This is a genomic window from Stutzerimonas chloritidismutans, assembly GCF_020783375.1.
Classification (GTDB): Bacteria; Pseudomonadota; Gammaproteobacteria; order Pseudomonadales; family Pseudomonadaceae; genus Stutzerimonas; species Stutzerimonas kunmingensis.
This window is the reverse complement of record NZ_CP086067.1, coordinates 1263846-1277415: the sequence shown is the minus strand read 5'-3', so window position 1 is coordinate 1277415 and position 13570 is coordinate 1263846. Positions and strand designations below refer to the sequence as shown.

Sequence of the window (13570 nt, the reverse complement as noted above, 5' to 3'; positions counted from 1 at the left end):
CCGACCTCAGGGCTCGACCTGGCTCCACTGCTTGTTCAGGCGCTTGTCCGAAACCGCCATCCTGGTGCCAAGCTGCTGTGCCCAGAGCGAGACGCGATATTCCTCGAGCATCCAGCGATACAGTGCCAGCTCGGCATCGCGCTTGCCTTCCTGCAAGTGCTTCTTCAGGCGTGTCTGGTACTGCTCCCAGTAGCCGGCCAGTTCGCCGGACCAGACGCGATCACGCTGCAGCTGCGCACCGATCTTCTCGAAGCGTTGCTCGATGGCCTTGAGGTAGCGGGGGTACTCCTTCAGCCACTCGGCAGGCGTTTCGCGAACAAAGCCCGGATAGACCAGGTTGCCCAACTGCGCCTTGATGTCATTGAGCGCCACCGCCTGGGCCAGATCGATCTTGCCCTTGAAGCGCTTCTGCAGGCCGTGCCAGTGCTTGAGGATTTCCAGTGTCAGACGTGCGAGGCGCTCGGCATGCGCAGTCCAGTCGCCGCGCTTGCGTTCGGCCAGTGACGCCAGCGCGGCGCCATCACGCGGCAGCTGGGCTTCGCCGTCGAGGATGCAGCTGTCGAGGCTGGCCAGCAGGATGTCCTCGACCAGCCCATCGACCTTGCCCATGTCGCGGTAGAGCAGGCCCAGCTCGGTAAGGCCCGGCAGCTTGTTGCGCAGGTACTTGGCCGGCTCCGCCAGCTGTTGCAACAACAGGCGCTGCAGGGCGCGGCGGTGTTGCCACTCGGCCTCGGCCTGGGTTGGAAAGCGCCCTTCCTTGACCACCCCTGCCTCTTCCACCAGCGCCGGGTAGACGGTCATCGACAGCCCGGCCATCTTCGCCTGGGCCTTTTCTGCGACCTGGGCAAAACCCTTGGCTTCGACCGGCTTCTGTTCGGCCTTCTGCTGCTGCGGCGCCAGGGCGGCCTGGCTGGCCTCGGCGAAGCGCGCGGTGAGTTCAGCCAGATCACGCCCCTCACCGAGGAACTTGCCGCGGGCGTCGACCACCTCGATGTTCATCTTCAGATGGCTTTCCAGACCGGCTGCCGCCTCGGCCCAGGCGTCGTCCGATACGCGTGCACCAGTCATGCGCAGCAGTTCACGGCCCAGCGCCTCCGGCAGCGCGCCTTCACCGAAGGTGATCTTGGCCAGCGCGGCGCCGACGAAATCCGGCACCGGTACGAAGTTCTTGCGCAGTGCCTTGGGCAGGTTGCGCACCAGCGCCACCGCCTTCGTTTCCAGCAGCCCCGGTACCAGCCAGTCGAGCCGCTCGCTGCGCAATTGCGGCAACAGCGGCGCCGGGACGCGCAAGGTCACGCCATCGCGCGGGTGGTTGGGCTCGAAATGGTATTCCAGCGGCAACTGCAGCTCGCCGATACTCAGGTGGTCCGGGTACTGCGCGGCGGTGACTTCGCTGGCCTCGCGGGCGAGCACGTCTTCCTCGCGCATGATCAGCAGCTGCGGGTCTTTCTGGCTTTCGCGCTTGTACCAGTTCTCGAAGCTGGCGGTCTGGTAGATGTCCGCCGGCAGCCGCGCATCGTAGTAGTCGAACAGGGTTTCCTCGTCGGCGAGGATGTCGCGGCGGCGCGTCTTGGCTTCCAGTTCGTCGAGGCGTTCGAGCAGCTCATGATTGGCATTGAGCGCGCGGGCGCGGCTGTGCATCTCGCCGCGCACCAGCCCTTCGCGGATGAACAGCTCGCGGGCCGCGGGCGGATCGATGGGGCCGTAATGCACGGGCCGACGGCCGACGACGATCATGCCGTAAAGCGTCACCTGCTCGTAGGCCACCACCTGTCCGCGCTTCTTCTCCCAGTGCGGCTCGAAGTGGTTCTTCTTGATCAGGTGGCCGGCCAGTGGCTCGATCCAGTCGGGCTCAATCTTGGCGACCATGCGCGCGAACAGCTTGGTAGTTTCCACGAGTTCAGCGGCCATCAGCCAGTTGGGCTTCTTGCGGCCGATCACGCTGGAGGGGTGTACCCAGAAGCGCCGCTGGCGCGCGCCGAGGAAGTCGCCCTCCTCGGTCTTGTTGCCAACCTGGCTGAGCAGGCCAGCGAGGATCGCCTTGTGCACCGCCGCGTAGCTCTTGGCCCTCTGCGCCTCATCGCTGGCTTCGGCCTGCTGGCGGAGGATGACGTTGACCTTGGTGTCCTTGGTCGGTACGGGTTGGGCGCTGGCCCCGGCCGGACGCGTGGAAGAGGCTTCGCCGTCTTCCACCCTACGTGCCTTATCGGCACGCGGTGGTTGGCCGGAGCCATCCACCGACCTGCCCGAACCAAGTTTGAGTTCTCGGGCAATCAGGGTCAGCTGGCGATGGGCGTCACGCCACTCGCGCAGACGCAGATAGTTGAGGAAGTTCTTCCGGCACCAGGTGCGCAGTGGGTTGGAGCCCAGCTCCTGGCGTTTTTCCTCAAACCCGCGCCAGATATTGATCAGCGCGGCGAAGTCCGAATCCGGGTCTTTCCATTGTGCATGGGCCTGATCGGCCGCCTGCTGGCGATCAGCCGGGCGCTCACGCACGTCCTGCACCGAGAGTGCGCTGGCAACGATCAGGACTTCGGCCAGGCTGCCCTGCTGTGCGGCTTCGAGAAGCATGCGACCCAGTCGCGGGTCGATCGGCAGGCGCGCCAGCTGGCGGCCCAGCGGGGTCAGCTGGTTCTCGCGATTGACCGCCGAGAGCTCCTGCAACAGGTTGAAGCCGTCGCTGATGGCCTTGCCATCCGGCGACTCGATAAAGGGGAAATCCTGAATGTCGCCCAGGCGCAGATGCAGCATCTGCAGGATCACCGCGGCGAGGTTGGTGCGCAGGATCTCCGGATCGGTGAATTCCGGCCGGCCGAGGAAGTCTTCCTCGCTGTAAAGCCGAATGCAGATACCCGGCTCGACCCGCCCGCAGCGCCCCTTGCGCTGGTTGGCGCTGGCCTGGGACACCGCCTCGATCGGCAGCCGCTGAACCTTGGCGCGGTAGCTGTAGCGGCTGATGCGCGCGGTACCGGAATCGATCACGTAGCGGATACCGGGCACGGTCAGCGAGGTCTCGGCGACGTTGGTGGCCAGCACGATCTTGCGCCCCGGTCGCGGCTGGAAGATCTTCTGCTGCTCGGCCGGCGTCAGCCGCGCGTACAGCGGCAGCACCTCGGTGAACTTCAGATTGGCCTTGCGCAGCACCTCGGCCGCGTCGCGAATCTCGCGTTCACCGGGCAGGAACACCAGCACATCGCCGGGGCGCTTGCCGACGCTCTGCTCGTGGGCGGCGATCTCGTCCAGCGCGGCGAGGATGCCCTGGTCGACGGTCAGGTCGTCCTCCACCCGGTTGCCGTCCTCGTCGATCTCGGCCGCCAGTGGCCGATACCAGGTCTCCACCGGGTAGGTACGCCCGGAGACCTCGACGATGGGCGCACCGTCGAAATGCTCCGAAAAGCGCTGCAGGTCGATGGTCGCCGAAGTGATGATGACCTTCAGATCCGGCCGCCGCGGCAGCAGGGTCTTGAGAAAACCGAGCAGGAAGTCGATGTTCAGCGAACGCTCGTGGGCCTCGTCGACGATGATGGTGTCGTAACGCTCGAGGAAGCGGTCGTGCTGCGTCTCGGCCAGCAGGATGCCATCGGTCATCAGCTTGATCAGCGAGCTGTCCTTGCTCTGATCCTCGAAACGCACCTGATAACCCACCAGCTCACCCAGTGGCGTGCCGATTTCCTCGGCCACGCGAGTGGCGACGCTGCGTGCCGCAAGCCGGCGCGGCTGAGTATGGCCGATCAGCCCGTGCACGCCACGGCCGATCTCCAGGCAGATCTTCGGTAGCTGGGTGGTCTTGCCGGAGCCGGTCTCACCGGCAATTACCAGCACCTGATGCTTTTCCAGCGCGGCCTTGATCTCGTCGCGCTTGGCGGCGATTGGCAGGCTATCGTCGTAGCGAATGCGCGGCACGCTCTGCCTGCGCGCCTCGACCTTGGCGGCGGATGCCTGAAAACGCTCCAGCCACTGGGCCAGTTTGGCCTCGTCCGGCTGCTTTCTCAGCTCGTGCAGCTGCCGGCGCAGGCGGTGGCGATCAGCGAACAGGGCCTGGTCGAGATTCTTCAGCAGGGTATCGATAGCGGGCGTTGCGTCGGTCATGGACAGCCGTGGGGCAATTCGAGAAGGGCGCGATTGTCGCAGATTTGCCCGGCCGGCCGAAGGGAAAGGGTGTGTGCAGGGACCGCGCCGGCATGCCGGCGCGGTGTTCAGCCGATCAACGGATCCAGTGACCCCAGCGCGACTTCTCCTGCACCTGCTGGATGCGCATGCTGCCGATTCTCTGCTCAGCCGCCGCGGCGATCTCGTCATCGATCATCCGGGTCGACAGCGACAGCCAGCTGGTGGCGAAGGCCAGCGCGTCACCGTGCAACTCCAGCGCCTCGGTGGAGATGTTGCCGAGGTTGTCGCATTCGTTGTGATAGCACGGATCGAACGGCTGGCCGGCTGCGCCGCCGTAGCGCTGCGCCTGCTCCTCGGTCTTGATGTCCTCGGCACCGGTGAACAGACCGCCGAAGGCAATGCCGTCCTCGAAGAACTGTGCGTAGTCGGAGCGGAAGTCGATCTCGGTGCCTTCAGACGGCGCATTGCGCAGCTGGAAGTAGGTGCGCAGCAGGCGTTCGATGGCAGCCGAGCCTGGTGGCCCCTGCAGGCCGAAGTCGGAGCCATCGCCGTCATAGATGAAGTTGGCATAGTTCGGCGAACCGATCATGTCGACGTTCAGATAGGCCTTGATGCGCTGTTTCTCCTCGTCCGGTAGCTGCGTGACGTAGTAGGTCGAGCCCACCAGGCCGGACTCCTCCGCGCCCCACCAGGCAAAGCGCACCTTGTTTTCCGGCCGCGCCTTGCTCATCAGCAGCGCCATTTCCAGCAGCGCGGCGCTGCCCGAGCCGTTGTCGTTGATGCCCGCCCCTTCGAACACCGAGTCCAGGTGCGCGCCGACCATGACCACGTTGCCCGGATCGCCGCGACGCGTTTCGGCCAGCAGGTTGTAGGTCTCGGTCTGCTCGCGCACCACGTCGACGTTCATGCTCAGTTGCAGCCCCGCGGTCTGCGACCAGGCCACGCCGTTATCGTAGGTCGAGAACATCACCGGGATGCCGCCGCTGTAGTCCTCGCCCAGGGTTGCGACCAGCAGCCCCTTGCGGTCCTCGGTGTCCCCCTGGTTGAAGATGATGGCGCCAGCCGCACCGGCCGCCGCGGCATTGCTCGCCTTCTGCCCGAACGGACAGGTGCCGCGCTGCATCAAGGCGATGGCACCGGCCGGGAAACCGGCGAAGTCCTCGGGCTCACAGCCGCTGGTGGAAGTGTTGCCAGCGCCGAGAGCCAGGTCGACCGGCACTACCGGCGCGGTGACGCTGCCCGGATCGGTCTGATCGGCGTAGGTGAAATCCTCCTCCCAGACGTACTGGGCCGGCTGCGGCGCCACGGCGCTCAGCGTGCCGGGGCTGACGGGATAGAAGGCGAGGAACGGGAAGGCCTGCACTTCGACGCGATAACCGGCGCGCTGCAGGCGGCTGCGCACGTAGTCGATCGACGCCTGATAACCGGGCTGACCGGACGCACGATTGCCGTCGTTCATCATGGCGATGTCCTGCAACGCCTCCAGGTGCTTCATGACGTTGCTCGCCTGCATGCAGCGCGGCAAACCGACCGGAGTGCCGACCAGCAAGGGCGAACGGCACAACGCCGCGTTGGGCTTGTCCGGCGTCCAGAAGTCGTTGAATTGCGGGGTGTCTACCTGCGGCGCCGCGAACGCGACACTGCCGGTAAGTAATGCGAGAGAAGCAACTACCCGAACAGCATTGTTTTTTTTGTGCATGGGTAACTCATCCTTGCAACGGATTGATGGGCAGGCCGCCTGTGGCTTGCGCCATCGTCCCCTACTGCTTTCAGCGGACGCGGCCATAGGGAGCTAGACCGAACGGCCGCCGTCTCGGTTCTGAGACAGCCGCCCGCCGGTAGCACCGTTGATCGGGTTGCAGGGAACTTCATCGAGGCGCTTTAGTGACTCTTGGCGGAGCGGCGCTGGAAACAGCGCCGTTCAGCAACGGCGACAGGCGTTGCACCTGCCGCCGGAGAACGTCGAATCAGATTCGGAACTGACCGACCAGTTGCTGCAGTTGCACGGTCAGTCCATTCAGCTCGCGGGAGGTCTGGGCTCCCTGAGCGGCGTCGCTGGCCACACCGTCCACCGCATCGGCAATGTGGTGCACGCTGCGGTTGATCTCCTCGGCCACGGCGGTCTGCTCTTCGGCGGCGGCGGCGATCTGCGCGTTCATCGAGTTGATGGTGCCGATCAGTGCGGAGATGGCATCCAATGACTCGCCGGCCTGGTTGGCCTGGTCACGGGTGCTCTCGCCTTTCTCGCCAGCGCGCAACATGGTGGCGACGGTGTTGGAAGTGGCGCTCTGCAGACGGTCGATCATGCCCTGGATTTCACCGGTGCTCTGCTGGGTACGGCTGGCAAGGGCACGTACTTCGTCGGCGACCACGGCGAAACCGCGACCTGCCTCACCGGCACGGGCTGCCTCGATGGCCGCATTGAGCGCCAGCAGGTTGGTCTGCTCGGCGATGGCGCGGATCACGTCAAGCACACCAACGATGCCTTTCACGTCCTGCTGCAGCCCTTCCAGCGACTCACCGCTACCACGCAGCTCGCCCACCAGTTCGTGAATGTGGCGGATGCTCTGATCGACTACCTGCTTGGCCGCAACGCCCTGCTGATCGGTCTGCTGCGCTGCTTCGGCGGCACGCTGGGCGCTCATCGCGACCTCGTGGGCCGCGGCCGACATCTCGTTGATCGCCGTGGCGACCTGATCGGTCTCGCTGCGCTGGTCGGCCATGGCCTGTTCCGAGCGCTGCGCCTGGCTGGCCACCGCACCGACCAGCCCGCTCAATTGCGTGGTGGTGCCGGCGACCTGCTGTACCAGTGAATGGATCTTCTCGACGAAGCGGTTGAACGACATGGCCAGCTCACCCAGTTCATCCTGGCTGGTGATCGGTAGTCGCTGGGTCAGGTCGCCGTCGCCCTGGGCCATGTCATCCAGATTGCGCTTGATCAGCAGCAGCGGACTGAGCAGGGCATTGCTCATGAAAACGGCTAGCAGCGCCATCAACGCCAGCAGCGCGAACGCCGAAACCAGCATGATGGCTACCAGCCCGTCGATGCGCTCCTGAAACTCTGCCCGCGCGGCCTGCACGTCGCGCTCGACGCCATCCAGGTTCAACGATGTGCCGAAGACCATGTTCCATTTGGGCAGGAATTCGGCATAGCCGACCTTGGGCACCAGCACACTGCTGTCACCGAGCACGAAGCTGTAGTCGACGTAGTGGCTGCCGTCCTGGCCGGCGCGCACCAGCTCGCGAATGGCGTAGACACCGTTCGGGTCACGGTAGTCGTAGAAGCTCTGGCCGATCTTGTCCTTCGTGTTGCCCTGCAGGATGCGCACGGCCTGGGAGTCATAACCCCAGAAATAGCCGTCCTTGCCATAGGACATCCGCTCGAGAATGGCCACCGCCTGATCGCGCGCCTGCATGTCGCCTTCGGCGGAGCGCTCGTGGATCGGCCCGATGGCATTGCGCGCAAGCTCGACGTAATGCTTGAGCTCGGCACGCCGATCCTGAATGAGGCTCTTGCGGGTGTGCTCTTCCTGCTGTTCGGCCAGTGCGCGCAATTCATAGACGGCGATGCCGCTGAGGAGGATGGAGAGCAGTAGAATCGGGCCCAGCGTGAGCAACAGCAGCTTCATTCGTAAACGAAGATTGGAGAGCATTCTGATCGATTCCTTTAGGTACTTGTAGCAAGAGAAATTGCGACAAAAAACAGGCGCCACTTAAGCACCAATTGCGCAAGTACCTTCGGGTTGTCGACCTGGCGGGATCTTTCTTTACCCCATGAACGACGAAACCCTGCCTGGCAGGGTTTCGCGATGGCCCGTCCTAGAGCGGCTTGTCGATCAGATGCGGAACTGTCCCACCAGCCGCTGGAGCTGTTCCGCCAGACCATTGAGTTCACGTGCGGTTTGCGCGCCCTGGGCAGCATCGCTGGCCACACCGTCCACCGCGTCGGCGATATGGTGCACGCTGCGGTTGATTTCCTCGGCCACGGCGGTCTGCTCTTCGGCGGCGGCGGCGATCTGCGCGTTCATCGAATTGATGGTGCCGATCAGTGCGGAGATGGCATCCAGCGACTCCCCGGCCTGATTGGCGTGATCACGGGTACTCTCGCCTTTCTCACCGGCGCGCAGCATGGTGCTGACGGTGTTCGAAGTTGCGTTCTGCAGGCGATCGATCATGCCCTGAATCTCGCCGGTGCTCTGCTGCGTGCGGCTGGCCAGCGCCCTTACCTCGTCAGCCACCACCGCGAACCCACGCCCCGCCTCGCCGGCACGGGCTGCCTCGATGGCGGCATTGAGCGCCAGCAGGTTGGTCTGCTCGGCAATGGCACGAATCACGTCGAGCACACCGACGATGCCTTTCACGTCCTGTTGCAGCCCCTCCAGCGACTCGCCGCTGCCGCGCAGCTCGCCCACCAGTTCGTGAATCTGGTGAATGCTCTGGTCTACGACCTGCTTGGCCGCAAGGCCCTGCTGATCGGTTTCGCGCGCGGCCTCGGCGGCACGCTGGGCGCTCATCGCCACTTCGTGGGCAGCGGCCGACATCTCGTTGATTGCCGTGGCCACCTGGTCGGTTTCGCTGCGCTGATCGGCCATGGCGTGCTCCGAACGCTGCGCCTGGCTGGCGACTTCACCCACCAGGCCGGTCAGCTGCGCGGTGGTTCCGGCGACCTGTTGCACCAGCACGTGGATCTTCTCGACGAAGCGGTTGAACGATGCCGACAGCTCACCCAGCTCGTCACGGCTGGTAACCGGCAGGCGATGAGTCAGGTCGCCATCGCCCTCGGCCATGTCGTCGAGGTTCTGCTTGATCTGCAGCAGCGGCCGCAGAATGGCATTGCTCATCAGCACCGCGAGCACGGCAACGAGGATGAGCAGCAGCAGCGCGGACCCAAGCATGATCAGCGTGAGACTGTCGATGCGCGCCTGGAAGGCTGCCCGAGCCTCACCGACATCGCGCTCGACGTCATCCAGGTTCAGCGAAGTGCCGAATACCAGGTTCCATTTCGGCAGGTACTCGGCATAGCCGACCTTGGGCACCAGTGCATTGCTGCCCGGCACGGCGAAACTGTAGTCGACGTAGTGGCTACCGTTCTGACCCGCCTTGACCAGTTCACGAATCGCATACACGCCATTCGGGTCCTTGAAGTCGGCAAAGTTCTCACCGATACGCTCGCGGGTCGCGCCCTGGAACACGCGAACGGACTGCCCGTCGTAACCCCAGAAGTAGCCCTCGCGGCCGTAGGTCAGCCCTTCCAGCAGCGCCACGGCCTGATCGCGGGCCTGCAGGTCGCCTTCGGCGGAGCGCTCATAGATCGGCGCAATCGCATTGCGGGCGAGCTGCACGTAACTTTCGAGTTCGGCGCGTCGGTCACGGATGAGACTGGCGCGGGTCTGCGTTTCCTGCTGGTCAGCCAGATCCTGCAGCTCGATCACCGCAACGCCGCTGAGCAGGACAGCGAGCAGCAGAATCGGGCCAAGGGCAAGCAAGAGCAGTTTCACTCGCAACCGTAGTGATGACAGCATCTGGAAATCCCCCATGAAAAACGCGGTTAAGTAGTGCCATTGTGCCACCGACTACATAACGAGGAGAACGCTACCAAGCGCTAATTCAAGCTGTGACGGGCGCTGCCGAATGAACGCTGTTCGCAAAAACGAAAAAACCCCGCCGAGGCGGGGTTTTTCGTCGAGGTACGAGTACTACTTCTTGTGGCCCAGCTTGCGCAACTCTTCATCGCGCAGCTCGCGGCGCAGGATCTTGCCGACGTTGGTGGTCGGCAGACTGTCGCGGAACTCCACTGACTTCGGGCGCTTGTAGCCGGTCAGGTTATCGTGCATGTGCTGCATGACCTGCTCCTTGGTCAGGCTCTCCCCCGGCTTGACCACCACGAACAGCTTGATCGCCTCACCGGACTTCTCGTCCGGCACGCCAATGGCGGCGCACTGCAGCACCCCTGGGAGACCGGCAAGCACGTCTTCCAGCTCGTTGGGATAGACGTTGAAACCGGAGACCAGAATCATGTCCTTCTTGCGGTCGACGATGCGAATGTAGCCGTCTTCCTGAACGACACCGATATCGCCCGACTTGAACCAACCTTCGGCGTCGATCACTTCGGCAGTGGCCTCGGGGCGCTGCCAGTAACCCTTCATCACCTGCGGGCCCTTGATGCACAGCTCGCCGATCTCGCCTTGCGCCAGATCCTGGCCATCGTCATTGATGACCTTGAACTGCGTCGAAGGAACCGGAATGCCGATGGTGCCGATCTGGATGTGCTCGATCGGATTGACCGAGGCCACCGGACTGGTTTCGGTCAGGCCGTAGCCTTCGCAGATGGGGCAACCCGTCACCTGCTTCCAGCGCTCGGCCGTCGCCAGCTGCAGCGCCATGCCGCCCGACAGGGTGACCTTGAGCGCGGAGAAATCCAGCTTGCGGAAGTCTTCGCTGTTGCACAGCGCCACGAACAGCGTGTTGAGGCCGACGAAGCCGCTGAAGCGATACTTCGACAGGTCCTTGATCATCGCCGGCAGGTCGCGCGGATTGGAGATCAGGATGTTGTGGTTGCCGCTGAGCATCATCGCCATGCAGTGAAAGGTGAAGGCGTAGATGTGGTAGAGCGGCAGAGGGGCGATCAGCACCTCGCTGCCGTCATTGAGGTTCGACCCCATCAGCGCCTTGCACTGCAGCATGTTGGCGACAATATTGCGGTGGGTCAGCATCGCGCCCTTGGCGACGCCGGTGGTACCGCCGGTGTACTGCAGCACGGCGACTTCATCGCTGCTCGGCGATACGTCCCGCACTGCCTTGCCACGGCCCAGGGCCAGCGCGTCGTTGAGCTTGACCGCCTTCGGCAGGCTGTAGGCCGGGACCATCTTCTTCACATGCTTGACCACCGCGTTGATCAGCATGCGCTTGAGCGGCGGCAGCATGTCGGCGACTTCGGTGATGACCACGTGCTTGATGCCGGTCTTGGGCAGCACTTCCTCGGCCAGATGCGCCATGTTGGCGAGACAGACCAGCGCCTTGGCGCCGGCGTCGTTGAACTGGTGTTCCATTTCCCGCGCGGTATACAGCGGGTTGGTGTTGACCACGATGAGGCCGGCGCGCATGGCCCCGAACACCACGATGGGGTACTGGATCAGGTTGGGCAGCTGCACGGCGATACGGTCGCCGGGCTGAAGATCGGTGTTCTGCTGCAGATAGGCGGCGAATTCGCCGGACAGCTTGTACAGCTCACCATAGGTCAGGGTCTTGCCGAGATTGCTGAAGGCCGGCTTGTCGGCGAAACGCTCGCAAGACTGCTTGAGCACAGCCTGGATGTTCTGATACTCGTCGGGATTGATCTCGCTGGAGACACCAACAGGATACTTATCCTTCCAGAAGTTATCGGTCATGAACCCCACTCCTAAGCAACAGCTTTATTACTGCGCGATGGCAGCTGTTTTGTTGTGATTTGTTAACTTTTGTACCACTAATCGGGCTAAAAGCGTGCCCGAGGTTAGCAGCTTTGCCCAGGAGCGAACAGAGTCCGGAACGCGTTGATTCGACATAAAGTGACCGGAACATATATCCCGGTCACTCAATTTGAGTCGCCCTCTGCGGGCTGCACCTGTCGTTATCAGGCGCTTTCACGCAACTCGCGGCGCAGGATCTTGCCCACCGGCGTCATCGGTAATGCATCGCGGAAAACGTAGTGCCGCGGCATCTTGTAGCCGGTGAAATTCTCCCGGCAATAAGCCTGCAATTCTTCCTGGGTGAGGGTCGGATCGCTGGGCACGACGAACAGCTTGACCGCCTCGCCGGATTTCTCGTCCGCGACACCGATAGCGGCGCAGGCGGCGACCTTCGGGTGGGCCATCACCACGTCCTCGATCTCGTTGGGGTAGACGTTGAAACCGGAGACGATGATCAGGTCCTTCTTGCGGTCGACGATGCTGACGAACCCGTCCTCGTCGATCACCGCGATGTCGCCGGTCTTCAGCCAGCCCTCCTCGTCCAGCACCTCGGCCGTAGCTTCGGGACGCTGCCAGTAGCCCTTCATCACTTGCGGCCCCTTGACGCACAGCTCGCCGCGCTCGCCGAGCGGCAAGGCGTTGCCTTCGTCGTCGATTACCTTGACCGTGGTACCGGGCACCGGCAGCCCCACCGTGCCGAGGCGCGAATGTTCGCCATGAGGATTAGCGCAGACGACCGGCGAGGTTTCGGTCAGGCCGTAGCCTTCGACAACGGTGCAGCCGGTCAGGCTCTTCCAGCGTTCGGCGACTGCCGAAACCAGGGCAGTGCCGCCCGAGTTGGTGCCTTTGAGCCGGGAGAAGTCGATCTTCTTGAACTGCGGGTGAGCCATCAGCGCGACGAACAGCGTGTTGAGCCCGAGGAATGCGGAGAACTGCCAGCGCTGCAGTTCCTTGACGAAGCCATTGATGTCCCGCGGGTTGGTGATCAGCACGTTGTGGTTGCCGGTCACCGTCATGCACATGCAGTTAACCGTGAAGGCGTAGATGTGATACAGCGGCAGCGGCGCGATCATCACTTCCTGACCTTCACGGATGATCGGGTGGCCCTGATCGTCCAGCTGCTGCATGTTGGCCCGCACCTGCTGCATGTTCGCCACCAGGTTGCCGTGGGTCAGCATCGCGCCCTTGGCCACACCGGTCGTACCGCCGGTGTACTGCAGCACGGCGACGTGGTCGAGCTCCAGCGGCGCGGGCTTGTGGCTGTGGCGTGCGCCGTCGCGCAGCACGTCCTTGAAGGAAACGGCTTGCGGCAGGCTGTAATCCGGCACCATCTTCTTCAGGTGCTTGACCGCCGCGTTGACCAGCGCGCCCTTGAGCGGCGGCAACATGTCGCCGATGCGCACTTCGATCAGGTGCTCGATGGCGGTATCGGGCAGCACCTCCTGCACGTGGTGGCCGAAGGTATTGAGATACACCAGCGCCCGCGCGCCGGAATCCTGGAACTGGTGGCGCATCTCCCGCGCGGTGTACAGCGGGTTGGTATTGACCACGATGAGGCCGGCACGCAGCGCACCGAACACCGCGATGGGATACTGCAGCAGGTTGGGCATCTGAATGGCGATGCGGTCGCCGGGTTGCAGATCGGTGTGGTGCTGCAGCCAGGCGGCGAAAGCGGCGGAGTGGCGCTCCAGATCGGAGTAGCTGAGGGTGACACCCATATTGCTGAATGCGGGGCGGTCCGCGTGGGTCTTGCAGGCTCGCTCGAACACTTCGACGACCGAGCGGTAAGCACCTAGATCGATGTCGTTGGGCACGCCAGCAGGGCGTTTGTCATTCCAGAATTCAGGCTGCATTGTTATTGGCCTCTTTACCTGAGAGTGTCTGGCCCGCGCACAGCGGGCTCTGGCGAACTTATCAGGTCAGCGTCGCGACGCAACAGTCCAAGCCGCACAAATCACTGCCGTGAATCTTTCGTCACGCTGCCGGGACGGCCTGCACTCGGGACAATCGGG

The 13570-nt window shown here is 63.6% G+C and carries 6 protein-coding genes; all 6 read right to left on the bottom strand.

Translation table 11 applies throughout. From position 1 onward, the window contains the following. Positions 1-6 precede the first annotated feature (6 nt). The 6 genes from hrpA to fadD2 all read right to left on the bottom strand — a co-directional run bounded on the left by hrpA (position 7) and on the right by fadD2 (position 13411). On the bottom strand, positions 7-4089 hold the full coding sequence (gene hrpA / locus LLJ08_RS05860; protein WP_228208434.1) for an ATP-dependent RNA helicase HrpA: 4083 nt from the start codon (positions 4087-4089) through the stop codon (positions 7-9). Between the two features lie 115 nt (positions 4090-4204). Further along, positions 4205-5809 carry a M28 family metallopeptidase gene (locus LLJ08_RS05855; RefSeq protein ID WP_041013256.1) on the bottom strand — a complete coding sequence of 535 codons (1605 nt, stop codon included), beginning with the start codon at positions 5807-5809 and terminating at the stop codon, positions 4205-4207. 268 nt (positions 5810-6077) lie between these two features. Beyond that, the gene (locus LLJ08_RS05850; RefSeq protein WP_014821185.1) at positions 6078-7763 is read right to left on the bottom strand and encodes a methyl-accepting chemotaxis protein; all 1686 of its coding nucleotides are present in this window, start codon (positions 7761-7763) and stop codon (positions 6078-6080) included. A gap of 183 nt (positions 7764-7946) precedes the next feature. Continuing rightward, entirely contained in the window at positions 7947-9632 is a 1686-nt protein-coding gene (locus LLJ08_RS05845) for a methyl-accepting chemotaxis protein (protein WP_041754783.1), read from the bottom strand. A gap of 174 nt (positions 9633-9806) precedes the next feature. Then, entirely contained in the window at positions 9807-11498 is a 1692-nt protein-coding gene (gene fadD1 / locus LLJ08_RS05840) for a long-chain-fatty-acid--CoA ligase FadD1 (RefSeq protein ID WP_042924774.1), read from the bottom strand. 224 nt (positions 11499-11722) lie between these two features. Next, positions 11723-13411, bottom strand: a complete 1689-nt coding sequence (fadD2, locus tag LLJ08_RS05835; RefSeq protein WP_228208433.1) for a long-chain-fatty-acid--CoA ligase FadD2 — start codon at positions 13409-13411, stop codon at positions 11723-11725. Positions 13412-13570: the final 159 nt, after the last annotated feature.